The following is a 21,324-nucleotide window of genomic DNA, read 5'->3' as shown; positions in this document are numbered from 1 at the left end:
GAGCACAAGCTCTCACCCGCGAGGGTAGTGTGGTGATGATGGCTTGAAGGATACACCTGTTCCCATGCCGAACACAGCAGTTAAGCTTCAACACGCCGAAAGTAGTTGGGGGATCGCTCCCTGCGAGGATAGGACGTTGCCACGCAAGCTAAAAGAGTGATGGTCAAGTCGATCATCACTCTTTTTTTGTAGAAATTTTTATGATATTTGGCGTAGACTGGAGAAAAAGGAGGGACAAAAGTGGAGAAAGCTGTTGCATTTGATTATTCGCCATCCAGGAATAGTCAGTTAGGAATTACTTCGGTGGGACGGTCAGATACGATGGCAGGACACCGCTTTGGCCCTGCAGTTCGTTCATATTATTTAATTCACTATATTTTAGCTGGCTCAGGAACCTTTCGTGTGAATGGCATTAACTATCATTTGCATTCTGGACAGGGATTCTTCATTGAGCCCAATTATCAAACCTATTATATTGCAGATGAGCTGACTCCCTGGTCATATGTGTGGATAGGCTTTACTGGATCCTATGCAACCACACTGATTAAGCAGTTGAAAATATCAGAGCAAACGCCAGTTTTTAACAATAATCATTATTATGAATTGGCTGATTGCGTTAATCAGATTATTCAGCACCCATTGGTAAGTACATCTGCTGAGTTAATGGCTAATAGCAACCTTCTTCGCTTTTTGAGCTTAATTGCTGATTCGACTGTAATGAGTGGTTATCGGACGACTCAGCGAAATTCGTATGTTGACCGCGCAATCCTTTATCTGACCCAACATGTTTCGACTGCTTCAGCTGATCAATTAGCTCGGGCAGTGAACCTGGATCGGAGTTACCTCAGTACGCTCTTTAAGCAGGCCACTGATCTGACCCCAGGGCAGTATATTCGAAACTTTCGGATAACCAAGGCCCGGCACCTGCTTGAGTCTTCACCATTATCGATTGAGGAAATAGCGCAACAATGTGGTTATAACCATGCTAATTCTTTTACAAGGATATTCAAGCAAACTTACGGAATGACGCCTCGGACATATCGAAAGCAAGTTCAGGAACAAAATAAAAGGGAACTATGATTATGTCTGTTATCTAGATCAAAGGTCGATAGCGCAGTACACAAAAGGCCTCAAACATTCGAACTTCACCGAATGTTTGAGGCCTATTTGTAATTGTGAGACGCAAATTCGTAAACTCTCTTACGCCATGGCGTGTTGTCCACGTGTTAGTAAAGGTTCTGCTAAATGAGTACGGAACCATTGGGTGAGCGGCCCCATGAAGAGGGCAGTGATAATCGTTCCCACACCAAGGGTAACGTTGAACAGAAAGCCAACCAAAACACAAAGGGAATCAGTAATCATTCGGCAGTACTTGAAAGGTAGCAGCCGATACTGATAAGCAGCGATCAGCGAGATGGCATCGTAAGCAGAGACCCCTAGATCAGCTGTAAAGTAGAGCGCTGCTGCAAGACAGGTGAATATGATTGCCACCACCATTAGTCCACTGCGCATAGCGAGATTGGGATGAGGCAGGATGATATCAAGTAAGTGGTGCATTGTATCTGCCGCCACGCCGGTGAAGAAGAGATTGATTACAGTAGCCACACCAATATAGTGTTTTTTCAAGATGAAAACGAGAACCAACAGGACCCCCGTTAGAATTAAGTAGAATGTCGAGTAAGTCGACTTAAATAGGTTAGCTATCCCGGTTACAAAACAGGTAAAGGGATCCACACCGAGGTTTGCTTTTTGGAGCATGCCTACGCAAAAACCACAGAGAACTACGCCGCAGAAGGCCATGATAATTCGTCGAAATTGGTACATGCTTTCACCTCAATCTTTCTTTGCTTCAAAGATAAATAGACGACTGTAGAAATCGGGAACATCCCTAGTAGCTGCTGATTGTTCTGATTCAGCGTCCGAAGTTACTAAACCGATATTGGCGAGTTCACTGCCAGTATAAGTTCCACAGTAGTGACCGTCTTCTTCACAAACCCGATATTCTTGATCTGCTAACAAAGCTGGGATTCGTTGCCGGCGGTATTCCGCGTTGACATCATTGAGGACCTTGAAGTAGCCCATTATTGCTTGCTGCCGGTCGGGGCTTACTACCAGCCAGGCAGTGATATTACCATCAAACGGATTCTTTAGCCGGTAAAAGCGCCCGAATTGAAAGAGTGACCGATAATGTTTCATCAATTTAACCTGGTCCTTGATTTGTTCTAATTCATCCGCTGTTAATTTTGCTAGATCAAGCTCATAACCAAGGTCACCGAAGAAGGCTACGTCACCCCTAGTCTTCAGTGGAGTGTAGCGATTAACTTGTTCATTGGGACAGATAGAGACGTGGGCGCCCATGGAACTAATTGGGTAGCAGTATGATGTTCCAGTCTGGATCTTCAGTCGCTCGATAGCATCGGAATCATCGCTCGTCCAGGCTTGCGGTGCATAATACAACATTCCAGCGTCAAAACGGCCACCACCTGAGGCACAAGATTCAAAGAGAATTTTCGGAAACTCCTGGATCAGCTGCTCGTAAAGGTGATAGACGCCGAGAATATAGCGGTGGAAAATCTCGCCCTGCTGGTCTGCAGGAAAGGCCGTGGAGAAGCACTCGGTGATATTGCGGTTCATGTCCCACTTAACGTAATCCACGTGTCCCTCACGCAGAACTTTGGCGATTAGTTTATGAATGTACTCAACAACTTCTGGCCGCGAGAAGTCGAGGACGTATTGACGCCGGCCCTGGGATGGGTGCCGATTGGGAGTCTGGATGATATAGTCGGGATGGTTACGATAGAGGTCACTGTCTTTGTTGGTCATTTCTGGTTCGAACCAGAGGCCAAACATCATTCCTAATTGATGGATCTTATTGGACAAGCCGCTAATACCTTCGGGGAGGCGGTCACGGTTGACCCACCAGTCGCCGAGCCCGGCAGTTTCTTTAGTCCGCTTTCCAAACCAACCATCATCAAGAACAAAGAGCTCAATTCCGAGGTCCTTAGCCTGCTTGGCAAGCTGTATCAGCTTATCTGCCGTGAAGTTAAAGTAGGTTGCTTCCCAGTTGTTAATTAGGATGGGACGTGGCCGGTCGCGCCAATAACCACGAGCTAGCCGGTGCTGGTAGAGCTGGTGATAGGTTTGGCTGAGTTGATTAAGGCCATTGCTGGTGTAAACCATGACTGCCTCAGGGGTCTGGAATTCTTGACCAGGAGTTAGTTTCCATGAAAAATGGAAAGGATTAATTCCCATTTGGACCCGGGTTACCTTATAAGCATCAACCTGAGCTTGTGCAAGGAAGTTCCCACTGTAGACGAGGGAGAATCCGTATGCCTCACCTTGAACGTCATCGGTATGAGGACGCTTGAGGATTACAAATGGGTTTTGCATATGACTAGAGGCGCCGCGGGTGCTGCTGACTGCCTGAATACCCGGGCGAAGGTGGGTAGACTTTAGTTGCCGCTCTCTTCCCCAGGCTCCAGAGAACTGCATCCAGTCATAGTCATCATCAGGAAGATCGAGGTTCATACTCATGGCGGTGGTTAGTTGGTAATCCTGGGTACTATGATTAGCGAAGCGCGTGCTACGGGCAATTGCATCGTAATCATTAAAAATCGTGTAAGTAAGAGTTAAATCGACGTCAATCACATCGTCATGAAGGAGAATCTCAAGGGTAGTAGCTTCATCATTATCTTCGACATAGGTGGCGGGAAGACCGGCTAGTTTGGGCTTTCCGGCGTAAATACGATGGGATTGGTAGCGGAAATTGACTACCGTACTACCATTGGGCTGCTTGATCTCAAGAGCTGGCATTCGATAGTCGGTTGTTCCATAGGCCGGGTACTCTTGCTTGAGGTTACCGAGTGAGAAATCATAATCATTATCGTAGACATAGCTCATCACCGGACGATAGCCGTCTTCTACTAGGTAGGAGTGATCAGTTCGATCAGGTACACGGCTTCCAAAGTAAAGCTGACCGAGTTGATCGTTGCGCAGAATCTTAATGATGTAACTAATCCGGTCGTTGAATAGGTGAAATTCCTGACTGTCCTGATGAAATTTGATTGGCATATTGATACACTCCTTTTCTTAATTCAACTTGATTGTAGCGCTTTCATTGTGTGGCAAGAATAAGTGAATGTAGGAAGAAATGCACATTTTGTGGGATTTATAAAAAACGACTGCCGACGAAAATGGTCGGTAGCCGTTTTATTTAATAATGGTGTTTTAACCCTAGGAGGTTCAATATTTTCTGCATTGGGATAGCCTGGAGAAAGGTGGTCAATAGGATCATCAGCGAACCAACAACCCCGGCCACCGTCATTCGCGTTCCCAACAGGGTAACTGCCAGCAGGGTGGCGACGAGGGGCTCAAAGGCGCTGAGAATCCCCGTGACCGATGGTGAAATATAACGAATGCTTTGCAAAAACATCGTGTATGAAAGCATTGTCCCACCGACGATGATGTAGATAACCAGCCACCAATCACCACTGGACAGGTGCGGCCACGAAATGGTGAACAGTGATGGGATGAGGAGGATTCCGCTGACGAGCATTGCCAATCCACAGACTGCCAGGGCATCGTATCTTTTCAACAGTGACTGTGGCAGTAGGGTGTAGAGAGCAGCAGCCACCGCACACCAGAGTCCCCAGAAGAGCGCAACCGGGGTAAGGGTCAGGGTGTTCAGGCGCCCGCCCGTCACCAGGTAAAATGTTCCGATCAAGGCGATTACGATCGAAATGCAGTCAATCCGACGGGGCCATTGCCGCTGAGCAAATGCCAGCCAGACGATGATGATTACCGGTTGCAAGTACTGAATCACCGTTGCCGTCGGGGCATTACTGTACTTGACAGCCAGAAAGTAACTCAGCTGGGAGTTCATCATCCCGAGCACGGCGAATGCCAGTAAGTAGCCCACGTTACGTCGTTGATGAGTCAGGGCTCGAACCTGTTGCGGTGCATGGGCAAGTGAGATGGCGGTCAGTAGTATTCCCGCAGTAATCAAGCGGACCGCCACTAGCCAGGTTGTCGAGATATCGGTGGTTGAAAAGAGGTACTGGGCGGCCGCACCGGAGCCACCCCAGAGGGAAGCTCCACCGGCTGCGAGCAGTACACCCTTGGTTTGTCGATTCATAAACACTCCTCCTTAGTCGATTAGTCTAAGTTACCATAGATCTGGAAAGGCGGCCAGCCGGAAGCGGATATGCCTAGTAAAATTAAGGGAAAACGCTTAAAATTATTAGTGATGTTAAGTTTACGGATAAGGAGGAAAAACATTATGAGGAGTGTGCAAATCGATGGTAGCAATTGGCGGGCCTCAAACGTGGCGCTGGGGATCATGAGGATGGGGACATTGCCGGTGCCCAAGGCGGTCGTGGCCTTGCAGGCGGCTCACGATGCCGGAATTAATTTTATCGACTCGGCAGATATCTACGGTAATGACCCGCAGCTAGGACGGGGGTCATCGGAGATTCACTTTGGCCAGGCCTTTAAGCAAAGTGGCCTCCATCGGGATGATTTCTACATTCAGTCTAAGGGTGGCCTGTATGCGAACGCAGATAACAAGATTACCCGTTATGATTCCTCCAAGAAACAGTTGATCAGTGCTGTAGACGGGATCCTCAAGCGGATGGGTATTGATTACCTGGATTCCTTCCTGATTCATCGGCCGGATCCTTTAATGGAACCTGAAGAGATCGCGTCGGCCTTTGATGAGCTCCAGGTAGCCGGTAAAGTGCGGCACTTCGGCGTTTCCAACTTCAACCCCCAGCAGATCGCCATGCTCCAGGAGGCACTGGATCAGAAGCTGTTGGTCGACCAGGTTCAATTCAGCCTGGCCCACACCGGGATGATCGACTTTGGCCTCCACACCAACATGACTGACGAACGGGCCAATAATCATGATGGCGGCCTGATTGAGTACACACGGCGCAAAAAGATGACAATTCAGACCTGGTCGCCGTTCCAGTACGGGACCTTTGCGGGCACCTTCATCAACAGCGATCGTTTTCCTGAGTTAAACGCAGAGTTGGCCAAGCTGGCAGATAAGTACGAGGTCAGCAAGAATGCCATTGCGGTCGCCTGGATTCTTCGCCATCCGGCTCACATGCAGGTTCTTCTGGGCACGATGAACCCTGAGCACATCAAGGATAGCGCTGCCGGGAGCGACATCATCCTCACACGGCAAGAGTGGTATGACCTCTACCTCGCTGCCGGGAATGATTTACCATAATGGCTCGCGATTACGCTGCTTTTTACCGTCGTCTGAGTGCACCGTTCCGTCGCCACTCGCAGTTGGTCACGGCTTTGCGGGTTGCCAACCGGGGCGTTGAGGTCATTATGTATGGTGCTTACCTGGTCATGCTGGCCTGGTTGGTCTGGCTTGGCTTCTATCAGGGATGGGCTAGTGTCTGGCCACAACTCTGGCGACTGGTGCTGATTCCGGGTGTGGGGTTCGTTCTCCTCTCACTTGTTCGCCAGCGGCTCAATGCTCCCCGGCCCTACGAACAATGGCCGATTAGTCCTTTGATTACTCGTGAGAAGACCGGGGATTCTTTTCCAAGCCGTCATGTCTTCTCGGCAACCGTTATCGCTATGGCGGCCTTCTGGTTTGACTGGCACTGGGGCCTGCCCCTTCTTGTGCTAGCCTTCTTGCTGGCTATCATTCGGGTGATTGGTGGGGTCCACTATCCGCGCGATGTGGTGGTCGGTGCTGTCTGCGGGCTAGTGGTTGGTAGCCTGTTATTCTTGTAAAAATTAGGGCCTGGTTTGTTCAACAAACGGGCCCTTTGCTTATTAAAAGGGGGATTAAATGGAGACATTAAAAAACGCAATTCTCAATGGACTATATGATCAACGTTACCGGGGGCATGAGTTGCTGAGTCCGGCCCTCCTGAGCAGCCAGGACAATGAGCAGCTCTGGTTGAGTCTGCTGCGCGAACTGCTGACCTGCCGGAGTTTTACCTGGGCGGTGGCCTTCATTACGCCGAACATGTTGGTACCCTTCAAGGTCGTGATGGCTGATCTGGCTGCCAAGGGGGTGACGGGGACCATCATCACTGGTGACTACCTGGGCTTTAACTCGCCACGGGTATTTGCGGAATTGATGAAGATTCCTAATCTGACGGTCCAGATTGTTCAGACTTCCGGCTTTCATGCCAAGGGTTATTTCTTTGAACATGGTGACTACCAAACGGCCTATATCGGTAGTGCCAACTTCACCCGGTCAGCCCTGCTGGAAAACGTTGAATGGATGTTACGGGTGAGTTCGGCCACTGATGCGGCCCTTACCGACCAGCTCCGCCAGCAGCTAACAGTCCTGACCACGGATAGTCAGGTTTTGGATAGTGATTGGCTGACGGCTTACCGCACTTGCTGGGTTCCCCCGGTCCACTCCTCGGCTAAGCCTGCCGCTACTCCGATCACCCCGAACGCGATGCAGAAGGCGGCCTTGGGCGAACTCAATGCCCTGGTAGCGGCGGGGGCCAACAAAGGCCTGGTGGTTTCAGCAACAGGGACTGGGAAGACCTATTTAGGAGCCTTCGCGGTGAAAGCTTTTCAGCCTCACCGCTTCCTCTACGTGGTGCACCGGGAGCAGATTGCCCGGAAGTCGCTGGCGAGCTTTCGTCGGGTCATCGGGGGTCCGGCCAGTGATTACGGTCTGTTGACTGGGGAACGGCACGACTGGGATGCCAAGTACCTCTTCGCGACTGTTCAGACCCTCAGCCAACCGGATACCCTGGCCCAGTTTTCGGCCACGGCCTTTGACTACATCCTGATCGACGAGGCGCACCGGGTGGCGGCGCCGAGTTACCGGCGGGTGATGGACCACTTTCGGCCGCAATTCTGGCTGGGAATGACGGCCACCCCGGACCGGCCCGATAATCAGGATGTCTACGCGGCCTTTGACTACCACCTGGCCTACGAGATCCGCCTGCAGGACGCCCTGGAGGCCGGGATGCTGGCGCCGTTTCACTACGTTGGGGTTCAGGACTATGTTACGTCCGACGGCGAAACCATTGATGATACCACTAATCTTCACCGCCTGGTTGCCGACGAGCGGGTCCGCTACGTGCTCCAGCAACTGTACTACTACGGCTATTGTGGCAGTCAGGCCCGGGGACTGGTCTTCTGTTCCCGGCAGGCCGAGGCCAAGGAGCTTGCGGCGAAATTCACTGCTGCCGGGCATCCGGCTGTGGCGTTGACCAACGCGGACCGTCCTGTTCAGCGCCGAGCCGCAGTTCGCCAGCTTGAGCAGGGCGCACTGGAATACATCGTCACGGTGGACCTCTTCAACGAGGGGATTGATATTCCATCGCTGAACCAGATTGTGATGCTCCGGAACACCAAGTCGTCAATTGTCTTCCTCCAGCAGCTCGGCCGAGGACTGCGCAAATACCCGGGAAAGGATTATGTCACGGTCCTGGACTTCATCGGCAACTACAAGAACAACTACCTGATCCCCCTGGCCCTTAACCATGACACCAGCCGGGATGCCGACCGGGCGCAGGCAGAGACCCGCCTGCCGGGCATCATCGGTGTTTCGACGATCAACTTCGACCGAGTGGCGACGGATCAGATCCTGCAATCGCTGGCGCAGACGAAGCTGGACTCGATGCGGGCCCTCCGCCAGTCCTACCAGGAGCTGAAGAACAAGCTTGGCCGCGTGCCCTACCTTTACGATTTCTACCGTTATGGTTCGACGGCTCCGCAGGTATTTGCGGATAATAACCGCTTGGCTTACTATGGCGACTTCCTGGTGAAGATGGGCGAACGAGTAGCTCTGGGAAGTTACGAAAGTGGGGTTCTATCGTTTGTTACCAAGGAGCTGCTCAACGGGAAGCGGCCCCACGAACTGTTGCTTTTGGATGAACTACTGAAAAATGGCCGGTGTTCAACTGAGCGGTTGGCGACCCGGTGGCAGGAAGCACACGCCTATAACACGCCCGCGGTGCGGCAATCGGTAATGGACATTTTGTCGCTGAACTTCTTTGACGTAAAGGCAGGGAAGACTACCAAGAAGGCCCGGTATGGCAGTCAACCGTTGATTACCTTAAAGGCTGATGAGTACCAGTGGAACCCCGACTTGGCAGCTGCCTTAGCCGATGACACAACGTTTAGGCGTCTGCTAGCCGATGCAGTGACAACCGGGCTAGCCCTCAGCCAGCAGTACGATCCCACCCAGCAATTTACTCCCTACCAGCGTTATGACCGCCAGGATGTTTGCCGCCTGCTGAACTGGCCGCTAGACGTCAGTGCCCCTATGTACGGTTACCGGGTGGCAGGGGATGAATGTCCGATCTTCATCACCTACCGCAAAACTGATGCGGACCGGCGTAATGCGGTTTACGACAATGAGTTGCAAGATGGTCAATCGCTCCGCTGGTATACCCGGAGTCCCCGCCACATTGACTCGCCCGAGGTCCAGCAGCTATTGGCCGGCGTATCCACTGGCAAGCCTGCTGTGACCCTCCGCCTCTTTGTGAAACGCAGTGATGCAGCTGGTAAGCAGTTTTACTACCTCGGTACCGCTAAGATAAAGCCGGACTCGGTTCGCGAGGAGCAGCTTGGACCAAAGAAGAAAGCGGCAGTGGGGATGGACCTGCAGCTTGATCGGCCCCTGGTGCCCAGGATGTATGAGCTATTGTTTGACTAAAGAAAAAGCTTCTCTGAAGATTTTCAGGGAAGCTTTTCCTTTAGAGGGCTAGCAATTCAGGACTACAGAGCTTGATCAGTCGTGGCCAGTCCACCACCTCGATTTGCTTACGGGCCGTGGTGATGATTCCTTGCTGACGAAGCTTCTGCAGGTGGCGGGAAAGAGTGAGCAGGGGAATACCGATGTTTGAGGCAATCTCCTCCTGGGTGAGGATGATTCCGTGTGGTTTGAGGAGCTTCTCGTACTGGTAAAGGTAGTTGCAGACCTTGGTCAGGTTGTTCTGGCTAGAAAGGTTGATGGTATCGTAGAGCAGGATCGCGGTGAAGTCGGCATACTGACGGAGCATGGCCCGGGCAAACAACGGATTGTGGTCGATCAGGTCAGCAATAGCGCGTTGTGGAATCTTGGTGACCGTAACGTCGGTCTGAGCCTTAACGATCAGTTCGTCGCGTTCTTCCCGGTACCGGCGCTCGATCGGACTGTATAGTGGGAAGAGGCCGCCGTGGCCGATGAAGAGTTCGGTTTTCTCCATACCAGTGTTGGAAATAATGGCCAGCTTCAGCACCCCCTGGTGGATGTAGTAGGTGCTGGTCATGTACTCGCCGACATTGACCAGCATTTCGCCCGCAGCATAGTGGCGTTGCGGGCGGTCACCGATGAGCTGGTACTTGAAGGGAATGAATGTGTTGTCGTAATAGTATTCGGGAATTTTCATTCGGAGTACCTCTGTATATCAATTGATGTATTACTAGATATTATTATCGCATATAATGCTGGTGATGATTCTAGAAGGGGGAATTACTGATGACACAGAAAGTAGCGATTGTTACCGGTGGGACAAATGGCATTGGCCTCGCCACGACTAAGAAGTTTCTTAAGGAAGGCTATGCTGTAATGATTGCCGACCTGCATGAAAATCAGGAACGGCTGGCCGAGCTGCAGAAACTGGGCACCGTGGCCTTTTTCCAATGCGACATTTCCCAGGCCGACCAGGTTCAGGCGCTTGTTGATGAGACGGTTAAACGCTTTGGCCAGATCGACGTGGCCGCCAATGTTGCGGGAATCCTCGGCAAGCACATGCCGTTTGTGGAGGCGGACCTGGATAACATCTGCCAGGTAATTAACGTTAACCTGATGGGAACGATCAACGTTGACCAAAAGGTAGCGGCCCAGATGGTCAAGCAGGGGTCCGGGGTCATCGTCAACGTTGGCTCCCTGGATGGCTTTATTCCAAACTTCGAGTCGGTCGGCTACATTGCCAGCAAGGGTGGCGTCCGCCTGGCCACTGCAGCAATTGCCCGTGAAGTGGCCCCACATGGTGTCCGAGTTCTCTCCGTTGCTCCAGGTTGGGTTGAAACCGGAATGGTGGAGCCCGCAACGAAGGCTTACGGGTCAACCCTGCACATGAAGGGGCGGATCATTCAGCCGGCAGAGATCGCTGGGGCCATCTACCTGGCAACCTTACCGGAAGCCAGCGCCATCAATGGAACGACAATTATGGCTGACGATGGTTACACCGCCTTCAAGGGCACCGACCTCCCCAGCGCCCACTAATAAATAGAATAAGGGCTTAGAAATTCCTGCCAGTTAATGGTGGGAATTTTTTATTTTAATCTTGCTTTCTGACATGGTCACTTATATACTTAGTTGCATAAGTAATTAACCAAATAACCGATAAGGAGATGATCCTGTGCAATTTGCATTCGACGGGTCCGCACCGCTGTACCAGCAGCTGGCGGCCCAGATCGAAGAGATGATCTTTACCGGCGGCTTTGACGAGGAGACGCAGATCCCATCAACGACGCAGCTGTCGCAGCAGCTTCACATCAACCCGGCAACAGTGCTCAAGGGGATGAACATGCTGGTTGATGAGGGCCTGCTGGAGAAGCGGCGGGGGCTTGGGATGTTTGTCCGTCCTGGTGCCCGGCAGAAGATCATGGAGCGCCGCAAGGACAATTTTTACAATGATTACATCAAGAAGCTCCTGGTCGAAGCTGGCAAGCTCGGCATCACCAAGGAGCACCTGATTGAACTGATCGAACGGGGGGAGCACGATGGAACAATTAAGCATTAATCATATTACGAAGCAGTTCGGCCGCCAGAAGGTTCTGGACGACATCTCGTTCACCCTGGCCCCGGCTAAGATATATGGCCTGCTCGGCCGGAATGGGGTCGGAAAGTCGACCTTGCTCAACATCATCACCAACCGCATCTTCCCTACATCCGGCACGGTCAAGTTGGGGGACCAGGATGCCAACGATAATGATGACGTGCTCAGCCGGATCTTCCTGATGAGTGAGACTAACCTTTATCCTAAGCGGACCAGTATTCTGCGGATGTTCGACCTGGCCAACGAGGCGTATGGTCAGTTTAACTACCAGACGGCGGCGCGACAGCTGAAGGAGTTCGGCCTAGACGAGAAGCAGCACCTGAGCAACCTGTCGACGGGGCAGCAGACGATCGCCAAGTTCGTCCTGGCCCTCAACGTCGACGCGGACTACATTCTGATGGATGAACCGGTCCTGGGATTGGATGCTGCCCACCGGGACCTCTTCTACCAGGAACTGTTGAAGAGCTACCAAGCCAAGCCCCGGACGTTTGTCCTCTCGACCCACCTGATTGAGGAGGTTCAGCAGCTGTTGGAACACGTGATCATCATTGACCAAGCTAAGGTCGTCGTCGATGATGATGTTCAAAACCTGCTTGAACGGGCCCACACCGTCAGCGGCCCGGCTGACCAGGTCGACAAGTACACGGCCGGTCTCCGGGTCCTGGTCAGCGAGGACCTGGGAAACATCCGGACAACCTACCTGCTGGACGATCTTGATGACCAGCGGGTGCTTCCTGACACGGTCGAGCTTGGTCACTACGACCTGCAGCACCTATTCATCTACTTAACGAACGGAGGCGAAGTTAAGAATGCTTAACACGAAACAGAAAATGGTGGCCAGCAGTGTCTTTCACCGCCTGGGTGTTGCAACACTGATTACCATCGCCTGGGTAGTCGGCTTTGAGCTGGTGATTGACCTCCTTGGGTTGATCTTTAACCACAATGTAATGTCCTTCCTGATTAGCCTGCAGGGGATCTCGGAATCACTGGTAACGTTCTTACCAGCCATCTTGATGATCTACTTCCTGGTGATGTCTTATGGGGACTTTAAATGGGCCATTCAAAACGGTATTTCGCGTTCCACCCTCTGGCAGGGGCGCCTGGTTGCCCTGGTACTCAGTACCCTCTTGGTGTACCTGATCGATGAGCTCCTGACTATGACGTACCGGCCGTTCGGTGGCTGGCGGGAGGCGCTGGTCAGCTTTGCGGGTTTCTTAACGGTTGTCCTGACCTGCCAGGCGATCGGCAATGGCTTCAGCTTACTGAACCGGAAATGGAAGGTCATAGTGGGGATCGGCTTGCCGGTGATGCTGATCATCCTCATGATGATGCTGCTAAGCGGACTGAGCGCCCTGAGCGACAGCATGTTCCTGCCAACCTACCAGCATAACCACTTCGTCGGTCCGCTGTCCTGGCTCTTCAACGTGACCATGGCCCCGGCCACCCCGTGGATCATCTGGGGGATTTACCTGATTATTATTATTTTCCTGACTAAGTTCTTTAACGATCGGCTACAACTGCGGCGGGACTAAAATAAAAAGAATGGGACTACGCAACGATTGCGCGGTCCCGTTCTTTTTTTCGAGTGTAATTACTTGGTTGACTGGTCCAGATGTCATAATGCATTGCGGCCCAAGTGCCCGGCAATTATATCGCCCGACCACTATCATCCAATTTTTCAAAATTTTGATAACTATCGTTTGACGTAGCTTTAATTTTCGGAAAGTCAGTTATTGCTAAAATCAAACTCATAATGAGGGTCAAATAGCAATACCAAACGTATGGCATCACTGCCACTGGAGAAACCTTGGCCATCGCTGAAGATACCAATAGCTGACCGGCGTAGGGGATAAATCCTTGAATGTTAGTAGCAAACATTGATAAAGCTGTGGCGACGCGCGTTCGAGACAAATTGAACTTTTTACCAATATCAACTGCCAATGGGCCAACTGTAATGATGGCCACAGTGTTGTTAGTTGTACTCAGACACAGCAAAATAATTAAGAAGCCAATCGATAGCAAGGCACCGTGCTTGCTTTTCGTGTTTTTACTCAATTTATCAATTAACCATTGAATTCCACCGAGATAATTCATCAATCCAACAACGCCACCGACAAAAATACAAATTAATGACATATCTTCCATCCCGGCCATGCCCTTTTGCAGATAGGTCATCGAACCAATTAGTGTAAAGTCACCTTGAACCACGCCGATTAATAAGCAAGAGAGAATGCCAATCATTAACACTGACATCACATTCATGCCGACCAAAGACAAAATAATGACTAAGAGGTAAGGAACAATATCCACAGGATTATATTGGTATGTACTAGTTAGTGCTATATCTTTAACGGGATAGAACGCTAATAAGATGCAGTTGACGATAATCGCTGGAATATCATATAAAAAGTTCAGTAAAAACTTGTTCTTCATCAGCACTTTTTGGCTGTTGACCGCCGCAATTGCTGAAGCAGAAATAAAGGAGTTGTTGTCACCGAACATTGCACCACCAACGATTGCACCTGCGACAACCGCGGGACTTACCCCTGTCTTGGTAGCAATCATCACACCAACGGGCACCAAAGCAGCAATCGTCCCCATTGAGGTTCCCATGGCGAAACTTAAGATGATGGCAATTAAAAAGATCCCGGGTAAGATCAAATTTTGCGGCAGAAAGCTTAAGCACATATTAGTAATTGACGACACAGCGTGCATTTTAGTTGCTACACCTTGAAAAGCCCCTGCCAAGATAAAGATGACGATCATCATGATCAAGCCTTGATCGCCACCGGCTTTGCAAAAGACCGCCACCCGTTCTTCTAAGGTCAATTTCTTTTGACCATTGGGTGCCGGCAAACAAAAACCGACAATGGCCGCAATGATCATCCCTACTAGTAATGGCATTGAGTCAAATTTGCCGGAGATGACACCACTTAAAATATACAAAAAGACAAAAACAATTAATGGCAGCAACCCCATGAATGAACTGGGTTGCTTTTGGTCTGGTTGAATCACTTTATAAAACTCCTATTAATTTTTGAAATTTATAATTTATCATAACACATGGCATATTTCTAACTACTTGGTTAACGGCCGTCTTCAATTACGGCGGGACTAAAACAAAAAGAGCAGGACGACGCAGCGATTGCGCGGTCCTGCTCCTTTTCGAGTTTAATTACTTATTTACGATTATTGTTTTGGCTGGCCGGTCCAGATGCCGTAGCCCATTGAAGCCCCGACGTTTTGACCAGTGATGGCGCTCGCCTGATCGGAAACCAGAAAGTAAGCGACGTTGGCAATCTCTTCCGGTTCGGCAATGCGCTTGAGTGGGCTGTCGTTTCGGTAAGCAGCTTTAACTTCTTCGGAGTTCCCCTGGAACATTGGCGTATTCGTGACCCCGGGGTTGATGTTATTTACCCGAATTCCGTATTGACCATAGTCGAGGGCCATGGACCGGACCAGGTTAGTGCCGGCCCCCTTGGCAGCGTTGTAGGCGGGCATGTTGTAGTCCCCAAGGAGACCGGCAACGGATGAGATGTTGATGATGTTGCCGGCATGGCGGGCCATCATCCCCGGTACAAAGGCCTTGGTCATCAGGAAGATCGACTTAACATCGACCGCCATTGTCTTGTCCCAGGCTTCCTTGCTGAGCTCGTGCAGGAGGCTGCCGGTGAAGATTCCAGCATTATTGATGACCGTGTCGACCTGGTTATACTGGGTATTTACCTGCTCAGCAAATTTAGCCACGGCTTGGCCATTGCTGACGTCGACCTGGTACATTGCAACCTGGTCGCCATATTGGTCCTGCAGTTCTTGATAGACCTTCTCCGCCTTGGCCGCGTTCCGGACTGCCATGATGACGTGCCAGTCATTAGCCAAGAACTTCTTGGTCATGCTCAGGCCCATCCCGGTGCCGGCACCAGTGATAATGATGTTTGACATTGATATTTCCTCTAGTGTTAAAAAATCAGGTTGGTCAATTGCTGACTAACCCCATCAGGTTCATGAGCGAGGAGCCTAATCTGCCGCCGCTTTAAGGCTGCATCGGATCCGGCAACACCGAGGGTCGCCACAAGCTGGCCGTTTTGGCTGTAAACGGGTACGGCCAGACAACGCATGTTGAGCTGGACCTCCTCGTCATCCAGGGCATACCCCTGATTGCGAATGGCTGCCAGGCTGTACAATAGGTCTTGGCGGTCGGTCAGGGAGTTCTTTGTCGCCGCGTGCCACTTTGTCGTTTGTAAAATGGTGTTGCGGGTCGGTTCATCCATGAACGTCAGCAGACACTTGCCGAGGGCACTGGCATTCAGCGATTGCTGTTCGCCAAGCAGGGCAAAGTCACTAAGGCGGTCTGCACTAGCGAAAACCTGGGAGATCACCAGGGCACCGTTATACCGCATCCCCAGGAAGGCTGTCAGGTGGCGGGCGTCAACTAGGGGTTGAACAACTTGCTTGGCCAGCCAGCCTACCGGTTGAAATTGGCGCTCCCGTTGCTGGGTTCGCAGGTAGTAGCGGCCGGCTTGCTTGGTCAGCCACTTGAGCTGGACCAGGGTCGTCAAAAGACGATAAGCCGTGGCCTTGTTGAAACTCAAGTCCGTAGCGATGTCTTTCAGTGCACAGCCCGGGTACCCGGCTACGTATTCCCGAATCCGGGCGGCCTTTACCAGGGTGGCGGTTAAGCTCTCGCTCATCACTTTTCATCCCCTAATCTACTAAACTAGTTTATAAATGCCAAAAGTCATCATTTTGTTTCACTATTTGAAGTCTTAACATATAAAGTAGCGCCGCATAAAAGAACCGCGCAGATATCATCGCTGATTCTGCGCGGCCCTTCTATGTCTAAATTGTTAATCGTGCATCTGCCGAGCCTTCAGTGCCCAGAGAATAGAAACGGTGTCGATGACCTCCTGGAGCATGGCGCCGACAAAGGCCGGAATAATCCCGGTCGAGGCAATCAGCATCAGGATGGTACAGATAGCGATCCCGATCAGCACCGCCTGCTTGGCAATCCGGATGGTATCTTCGGAGATGGCGACTGCCTTGGCCACCTTATAGAGGTCGTCCTTTAAGATGACCACTGAGGCGGACTCGCTGGCGGCGGAAGATCCGTGGGCCCCCATGGCGATCCCCACATCAGCGGTTACCAGGGATGGAGCATCATTGACCCCATCCCCGACCATGAAGACGGGGTGGAGGTTAGCGGGGACATTCTTGAGGGCCGCAATCTTGTCCTTAGGCAGGAGGTCAGCCCGAACGTTGGTGATGCCCACCTGACCGGCGACCCGTTCGGCAATTGCCCGCTGGTCCCCGGTGAGCATCATCAGGTTGGTAACCCCGAGCCGTTGCAGGGTGGCCATCGTCTTTTTAGCCTCGGGACGAATGTGGTCGGTGAAGGTGACAGCCCCGTAGTAATCACCATCCAGGCTGACGTAGATCGCGGTAGTTTTCAGCAGGGCCTGATTACTCTGGGGCGCAACATACTTGAGTTTCCCAACTTTGACTTGGTGCCCATCGATGGTGGCCGCGACTCCTTTCCCGGTTGTTTCAACCAGGTCGGTGACGGGCTGGAGCTTGACGGCCTGCTGGCTGGTGAAGGCCAGGAGGGACCGGGCCAGAATGTGGGACGATTCCTGCTCGGCGCTGGCGGCCAGCTGGAGGAGCCGGTCCCGGTTGTCAGGAACCGCCGGCAGAACCTCGTCGACCGTCAGCTGGCCGCTGGTGATGGTCCCTGTCTTGTCGAAGGCCCCAGTCTTAGCGGCGGCCAGCTTCTCCAGGACACTCCCGGTCTTAACGACAATCCCGTTCCGGGAGGCCCGGCTCATTCCGGAGACCATGGCCACCGGGGCCGCCAGGATTAGGGGACATGGGGAAGCCACCACGAGGACCTCGGCAAACCGCCGCGGGTCCTTGGAGATCCACCAGGCGACCAGTGAGATCAAGACGGCGATGATGGTGAAGGGGACCGCATACCGGTCGGCGAGACGGACAAAGTGGGCCGGAGTACTCTCGGCTTCCTTGACCAGCTTGACCAGCTGCTGGTACTGACTATCCTTGGCCAGCTTGGTGACGGTGATGGTAGCGGCACTGTCCCCGTTGACCGACCCGGACATGACCTCATCACCGACCCCCTTGTCGACGGGCTTGGATTCACCGGTCAGGGAGGACTCGTTAAACAGGCCGGCGCCCTTGGTGATCTTACCGTCGACGGGCACTAATTCACCGGGCTTGACCAGGACGCTTTGCCCGACCTGGACAGTGCCAACTTTGACGTCGTGAGTACCGGTGTCGTCCAGGACGTGGGCCACCTGGGGTGAATTGTCCAGCAGGGCCTTGAGCTCCGTGTTGGCCTTCTTGGCGGCGTAGTCTTCCAGGGCGTCACCCCCGGTCAGCATGACCAGAATGACCATTGCGGCCCAGTACTCACTGACGGCCAGGGTGGCGACCACGGCCATGATCGCCAACAGGTCGACGCCGTATTTACCGGAGCGCAGGGTCTTGATCATCCCGACAAACATCGTCAGGGCGACCGCCGCCCCAACGACGGTCACTAGGATCTGAGCAAGAAGCGGATAGTGGAGGCCGTATTGCAGGAAGACCGCAATGGCAGCAATCACGAGGATCAGGATCAGCTTCTGCTTATTTGATAGACGTTTCATGATAATACCCCTCTCATATTTGTTCTTACCTTAATTATAGAATTATTGGCGAATTTATAACACCGCTTTCAAGAAACTTATTAAAAAGCGCCGCCCGGGACAAATATTTTGCCATGGGGCGGCGTTTCCGTTAGAGTTTAGGTAGGAAAACTGGAAAGGGTGATTAAGGATGAAAATTATCGTAATTTCAGGGAGTGCCCACGCGGACGGGGCCTCCACCTACCTGGCTGACCGCTTTGTTGCCGGGGCCCATGTGGCGGGGCAGCAAGTCGACCGCTACAATGTCGTTGACCATCAGACGAACTTTGTCATGGTGGCGGAAAATGAGGATCCCATTCCCCAGGACGATGACTGTGCCCAACTGCTGACCAAGGTAACCCAGGCCGACCTGGTCGTGCTGGTCACGCCGGTCTACTACTACGCAATGAGTTCGCTGCTCAAGACGGTCGTTGATCGTTTCTACGACATCAATACAACGCTGAAGGGGATGGACAAGCAGATCATGATGCTGGCCACCGCCTATGATCCGGATGAGCACGTCTTTGATTCAATGAAGATTAACTACCGCCAGCTGGCCAACTACCTCGGCTGGCACGATGCCGGCACCGTCTGGGACCACGGCGCCCTGACTCACCCGGCAATTGACCGGTATGGCCAGCAAGCTTATGACCTGGGGGCCCAGCTGAAGGACTAGCGGCGGTTATTGAAGTAGAAGGCTAGGGCAATCAGCAGGGCCAAGACGATGATTGCCAGGCGCGGGTCGGCCTTGAACAGTTCGTGCATGGCGTGGACCTGGCCGATGCCGAGGGGAAGGTTGAACATAGTGACACATCTCCTTTTTTGATATTAATTATGCTGGTGAACGTGGCGAAGAGCAAGTAAGGCGATCCCGCTACTTAAAATTAGTAATATTTACAATAAAACAGTTGGCATTAGGCATCAATTCCGGGATAATGATCTTGAGGAAGAATTACCCTCACGAAGTTGTTGCTACATTACGAAATGGAGGAATCTCAATGACTAAAATTTTTGCATATAGTATTCGTAAGGATGAGGAACCGTACTTAAAGGAATGGGCTGCGGCACATCCCGAAGTTACCGTTGACTACACCGCCGACCTGCTGACCCCGGAAACGGCCAAGCAGGCCGCCGGGGCAGACGGCGTGGTTGTCTACCAACAGTTGGACTACACGCCGGAAACGCTACGGGCATTGGCAGATGAGGGCATCACCAAGATGTCGCTGCGGAACGTCGGGGTGGACAACATTGATATGGCCACGGCTAAGGAACTGGGCTTTGAAATCACCAACGTGCCGGTCTACTCGCCAAACGCAATTGCCGAACACGCTGCCATTCAGACGGCTCGGATCCTGCGGCAGACCAAGGTCTTGGATCGCAAGATTGAGAGCGGCGACCTGCGCTGGGCACCGACGATTGGGCGCGAGGTTCGTGACCAGACGATTGGGGTTATTGGGACTGGGCATATTGGCCAAGTCTACATGCAGATTATGGAAGGCTTCGGCGCCAAGGTAATTGCCTACGATGTCTTCCATGATCCAAAGCTCGAGGAAGCTGGTTACTACGTCGACTCCCTGGACGACATTTACCAACAGGCCGACGTAATCTCCCTGCACGTGCCTGCCCTGAAGAACACAATCAAGATGATCAACGACGAGAGCATCGCCAAGATGAAGGACGATGCAGTTCTGGTCAATGTCTCCCGGGGCGCCCTGGTGGACACGGACGCCGTGGTGCGGGCCCTGGACAGCGGCAAGCTCTTTGGCTTCGTGATGGATACCTACGAAAACGAAGTAGGCATTTTCAACGCTGACTGGCGGGGTAAGGAATTTCCGGACGCCCGCTTAAAGGACCTGATTGACCGGCCAAACGTTCTGGTAACGCCGCACACCGCCTTCTACACGACGCACGCGGTTCGCAACATGGTTGTGAAGGCCTTTGACAACAATCTGGCCCTGGTGAACGGGGAGACCCCGGATACGCCGGTAAAGGTTGGCTAATCAAATAACTATTAAACTGGGTTTCAGCATGGCTGGAGCCCTTTTTTAGATAAAAAATACCCACAGGCATGCTCCCAATAACCATACCTGTGGGTTTTGTTATAAATGAATAATTGCTTAATCTTTTAGATTATTGTTGGGGTTTACCACCTACAAACATCCCGGCAGCAGAAGCTATAATAATTCCAACAAAACTTACAACAGCAATCATGTTACTTAAAGCTGACATCATGGTAAACACCCTTCCTTTTCTAAAAAAACTTATTATCTTTCAACACCTTTATTATAGCAAGGTTCTTCCATAACGCTGATAATAATTAGCTAATTTTTTGCTAAGCAAAAATGGAACAGAACTTAGCAAATGCTTAGGAATGATTAATGATTTATCAGAATGTTCTCTTAAGCGTCAATCGAACAATTTTAGCCCGTTTTGGAATGGTGAACAATTTTTGAAAGCGTTCCCGAAAATCTTCACCTTTTCTTAAACATTGTGGTTTTGTCTTAATTAATTATCAATGAATAATAAAAAGGCCGCTTTCTCATCGACCTTTCGGGAGTTTATTAAATTACGTCAATTGCTAGTTTGTAACATTCCAAATTTTGCTAGATTATTCGTCATGACAAGTGCCTCGATCTGTGCTTGCAATCCCACCAAACTACGAGCATAAGTCTGTTCGCTTCCCAAGAGTTTCAATTTAGCAAATGAAGTCTCAATAAGGCGACGCGTCCGCTTACGGGCTGACCGATTATGCTGTTTTGCACCTTTCATATTTGAACGATACGGCGTCCAGATGTCGTGACCTTGTTGCTTAACCTTACTTCGTAAGTCTTTACCGACGTAGCCGACGTCAGCTAGAATTTGTGGACAAGGGCAGTTTTGAATCA

At 51.6% G+C, this 21,324-nt stretch carries 20 protein-coding genes and 1 rRNA gene; 11 read left to right on the top strand and 10 right to left on the bottom strand.

The features are described from left to right. Positions 1 to 28 precede the first annotated feature (28 nt). Positions 29 to 145: ribosomal RNA gene (gene rrf, locus QOS10_RS06370) — 5S ribosomal RNA — on the top strand. 95 nt (positions 146 to 240) lie between these two features. After that, the gene (locus QOS10_RS06365) at positions 241 to 1,080 is read left to right on the top strand and encodes an AraC family transcriptional regulator (RefSeq protein ID WP_283594542.1); all 840 of its coding nucleotides are present in this window, start codon (positions 241 to 243) and stop codon (positions 1,078 to 1,080) included. Positions 1,081 to 1,200: 120 nt separating this feature from the next. Here QOS10_RS06365 and QOS10_RS06360 read toward each other — a convergent pair whose 3' ends face one another. The 3 genes from QOS10_RS06360 to QOS10_RS06350 all read right to left on the bottom strand — a co-directional run bounded on the left by QOS10_RS06360 (position 1,201) and on the right by QOS10_RS06350 (position 5,134). Next, the gene (locus QOS10_RS06360) at positions 1,201 to 1,626 is read right to left on the bottom strand and encodes a YczE/YyaS/YitT family protein (protein ID WP_283594540.1); all 426 of its coding nucleotides are present in this window, start codon (positions 1,624 to 1,626) and stop codon (positions 1,201 to 1,203) included. Between the two features lie 207 nt (positions 1,627 to 1,833). Next, entirely contained in the window at positions 1,834 to 4,071 is a 2,238-nt protein-coding gene (locus QOS10_RS06355; protein ID WP_283594538.1) for an alpha-galactosidase, read from the bottom strand. 142 nt (positions 4,072 to 4,213) lie between these two features. Next, positions 4,214 to 5,134, bottom strand: a complete 921-nt coding sequence (locus tag QOS10_RS06350; RefSeq protein WP_283594537.1) for an EamA family transporter — start codon at positions 5,132 to 5,134, stop codon at positions 4,214 to 4,216. A gap of 144 nt (positions 5,135 to 5,278) precedes the next feature. Between QOS10_RS06350 and QOS10_RS06345 the strand changes: the two genes are divergently transcribed. The 3 genes from QOS10_RS06345 to QOS10_RS06335 are packed head-to-tail and all read left to right on the top strand — an operon-like array spanning position 5,279 to position 9,655. Next, positions 5,279 to 6,232 (top strand): aldo/keto reductase, encoded by a 954-nt coding sequence (locus QOS10_RS06345; RefSeq protein ID WP_283594536.1) that lies wholly within the window; start codon positions 5,279 to 5,281, stop codon positions 6,230 to 6,232. Continuing rightward, positions 6,232 to 6,753 (top strand): phosphatase PAP2 family protein, encoded by a 522-nt coding sequence (locus tag QOS10_RS06340; RefSeq protein ID WP_283594533.1) that lies wholly within the window; start codon positions 6,232 to 6,234, stop codon positions 6,751 to 6,753. Before QOS10_RS06345 ends, QOS10_RS06340 begins: the two co-directional genes overlap by 1 nt. A gap of 58 nt (positions 6,754 to 6,811) precedes the next feature. Then, positions 6,812 to 9,655: a DUF3427 domain-containing protein gene (locus QOS10_RS06335; RefSeq protein WP_283594532.1), complete on the top strand. Its 2,844-nt coding sequence runs from the start codon at positions 6,812 to 6,814 to the stop codon at positions 9,653 to 9,655. Between the two features lie 40 nt (positions 9,656 to 9,695). On the opposite strand, the gene QOS10_RS06330 is transcribed toward QOS10_RS06335, so the two are convergent. After that, the gene (locus QOS10_RS06330) at positions 9,696 to 10,370 is read right to left on the bottom strand and encodes a Crp/Fnr family transcriptional regulator (protein WP_283594531.1); all 675 of its coding nucleotides are present in this window, start codon (positions 10,368 to 10,370) and stop codon (positions 9,696 to 9,698) included. Positions 10,371 to 10,459: 89 nt separating this feature from the next. Here QOS10_RS06330 and QOS10_RS06325 point away from each other — a divergent pair, with 89 nt between their 5' ends. From QOS10_RS06325 to QOS10_RS06310, 4 genes are all read left to right on the top strand, one after another. Further along, positions 10,460 to 11,209, top strand: a complete 750-nt coding sequence (locus tag QOS10_RS06325; RefSeq protein ID WP_283594528.1) for an SDR family NAD(P)-dependent oxidoreductase — start codon at positions 10,460 to 10,462, stop codon at positions 11,207 to 11,209. A 136-nt stretch (positions 11,210 to 11,345) separates the two neighbouring features. Next, the gene (locus QOS10_RS06320) at positions 11,346 to 11,729 is read left to right on the top strand and encodes a GntR family transcriptional regulator (RefSeq protein WP_283594526.1); all 384 of its coding nucleotides are present in this window, start codon (positions 11,346 to 11,348) and stop codon (positions 11,727 to 11,729) included. Then, positions 11,710 to 12,582 (top strand): ATP-binding cassette domain-containing protein, encoded by an 873-nt coding sequence (locus QOS10_RS06315; protein ID WP_283594524.1) that lies wholly within the window; start codon positions 11,710 to 11,712, stop codon positions 12,580 to 12,582. The genes QOS10_RS06320 and QOS10_RS06315 overlap by 20 nt, the downstream gene beginning before the upstream one ends. Next, on the top strand, positions 12,575 to 13,297 hold the full coding sequence (locus QOS10_RS06310; protein ID WP_283594521.1) for a hypothetical protein: 723 nt from the start codon (positions 12,575 to 12,577) through the stop codon (positions 13,295 to 13,297). Before QOS10_RS06315 ends, QOS10_RS06310 begins: the two co-directional genes overlap by 8 nt. A gap of 115 nt (positions 13,298 to 13,412) precedes the next feature. Here the strand turns inward: QOS10_RS06310 and QOS10_RS06305 are convergent, their stop codons facing one another. The 4 genes from QOS10_RS06305 to QOS10_RS06290 all read right to left on the bottom strand — a co-directional run bounded on the left by QOS10_RS06305 (position 13,413) and on the right by QOS10_RS06290 (position 18,421). Next, the gene (locus QOS10_RS06305) at positions 13,413 to 14,780 is read right to left on the bottom strand and encodes a Na+/H+ antiporter NhaC family protein (RefSeq protein WP_283594519.1); all 1,368 of its coding nucleotides are present in this window, start codon (positions 14,778 to 14,780) and stop codon (positions 13,413 to 13,415) included. 174 nt (positions 14,781 to 14,954) lie between these two features. Then, positions 14,955 to 15,707: an SDR family NAD(P)-dependent oxidoreductase gene (locus QOS10_RS06300; protein ID WP_283594517.1), complete on the bottom strand. Its 753-nt coding sequence runs from the start codon at positions 15,705 to 15,707 to the stop codon at positions 14,955 to 14,957. A gap of 17 nt (positions 15,708 to 15,724) precedes the next feature. Next, entirely contained in the window at positions 15,725 to 16,456 is a 732-nt protein-coding gene (locus tag QOS10_RS06295; RefSeq protein WP_283594516.1) for an IclR family transcriptional regulator, read from the bottom strand. A 156-nt stretch (positions 16,457 to 16,612) separates the two neighbouring features. After that, a complete protein-coding gene (locus QOS10_RS06290) occupies positions 16,613 to 18,421 on the bottom strand; it encodes a heavy metal translocating P-type ATPase (RefSeq protein WP_283594514.1) in 1,809 nt (602 codons plus the stop codon). A 169-nt stretch (positions 18,422 to 18,590) separates the two neighbouring features. On the opposite strand from QOS10_RS06290, the gene QOS10_RS06285 reads away from it, so the two are divergent. Beyond that, on the top strand, positions 18,591 to 19,115 hold the full coding sequence (locus tag QOS10_RS06285; RefSeq protein ID WP_283594512.1) for a flavodoxin family protein: 525 nt from the start codon (positions 18,591 to 18,593) through the stop codon (positions 19,113 to 19,115). On the opposite strand, the gene QOS10_RS06280 is transcribed toward QOS10_RS06285, so the two are convergent. Beyond that, complete coding sequence (locus tag QOS10_RS06280) at positions 19,112 to 19,243, bottom strand: hypothetical protein (RefSeq protein ID WP_283594511.1); 132 nt, start codon at positions 19,241 to 19,243, stop codon at positions 19,112 to 19,114. The genes QOS10_RS06285 and QOS10_RS06280 overlap by 4 nt on opposite strands. Before the next feature lie 194 nt (positions 19,244 to 19,437). Between QOS10_RS06280 and QOS10_RS06275 the strand changes: the two genes are divergently transcribed. Beyond that, the gene (locus tag QOS10_RS06275; protein WP_283594509.1) at positions 19,438 to 20,439 is read left to right on the top strand and encodes a D-2-hydroxyacid dehydrogenase; all 1,002 of its coding nucleotides are present in this window, start codon (positions 19,438 to 19,440) and stop codon (positions 20,437 to 20,439) included. Between the two features lie 571 nt (positions 20,440 to 21,010). Here QOS10_RS06275 and QOS10_RS06270 read toward each other — a convergent pair. Further along, a partial coding sequence (locus QOS10_RS06270) for a transposase (protein WP_283594507.1) occupies positions 21,011 to 21,324 on the bottom strand: 314 nt, incomplete at its 5' end.

It is taken from the genome of Limosilactobacillus galli (assembly GCF_947381495.1).
Classification (GTDB): Bacteria; Bacillota; Bacilli; order Lactobacillales; family Lactobacillaceae; genus Limosilactobacillus; species Limosilactobacillus galli.
This window is presented reverse-complemented; position numbering and strand designations above follow the sequence as displayed.

Coding starts and splice junctions, on each gene's coding strand:
- QOS10_RS06310 (WP_283594521.1), top strand. CDS start 12,575: ATGCTTAACACGAAACAGAAAATGGTGGCCAGCAGTGTCTTTCACCGC.
- QOS10_RS06345 (WP_283594536.1), top strand. CDS start 5,279: ATGAGGAGTGTGCAAATCGATGGTAGCAATTGGCGGGCCTCAAACGTG.
- QOS10_RS06280 (WP_283594511.1), bottom strand. CDS start 19,243: ATGTTCAACCTTCCCCTCGGCATCGGCCAGGTCCACGCCATGCACGAA.
- QOS10_RS06355 (WP_283594538.1), bottom strand. CDS start 4,071: ATGCCAATCAAATTTCATCAGGACAGTCAGGAATTTCACCTATTCAAC.
- QOS10_RS06315 (WP_283594524.1), top strand. CDS start 11,710: ATGGAACAATTAAGCATTAATCATATTACGAAGCAGTTCGGCCGCCAG.
- QOS10_RS06275 (WP_283594509.1), top strand. CDS start 19,438: ATGACTAAAATTTTTGCATATAGTATTCGTAAGGATGAGGAACCGTAC.
- QOS10_RS06300 (WP_283594517.1), bottom strand. CDS start 15,707: ATGTCAAACATCATTATCACTGGTGCCGGCACCGGGATGGGCCTGAGC.
- QOS10_RS06325 (WP_283594528.1), top strand. CDS start 10,460: ATGACACAGAAAGTAGCGATTGTTACCGGTGGGACAAATGGCATTGGC.
- QOS10_RS06330 (WP_283594531.1), bottom strand. CDS start 10,370: ATGAAAATTCCCGAATACTATTACGACAACACATTCATTCCCTTCAAG.
- QOS10_RS06350 (WP_283594537.1), bottom strand. CDS start 5,134: ATGAATCGACAAACCAAGGGTGTACTGCTCGCAGCCGGTGGAGCTTCC.
- QOS10_RS06335 (WP_283594532.1), top strand. CDS start 6,812: ATGGAGACATTAAAAAACGCAATTCTCAATGGACTATATGATCAACGT.
- QOS10_RS06340 (WP_283594533.1), top strand. CDS start 6,232: ATGGCTCGCGATTACGCTGCTTTTTACCGTCGTCTGAGTGCACCGTTC.
- QOS10_RS06290 (WP_283594514.1), bottom strand. CDS start 18,421: ATGAAACGTCTATCAAATAAGCAGAAGCTGATCCTGATCCTCGTGATT.
- QOS10_RS06285 (WP_283594512.1), top strand. CDS start 18,591: ATGAAAATTATCGTAATTTCAGGGAGTGCCCACGCGGACGGGGCCTCC.
- QOS10_RS06295 (WP_283594516.1), bottom strand. CDS start 16,456: ATGAGCGAGAGCTTAACCGCCACCCTGGTAAAGGCCGCCCGGATTCGG.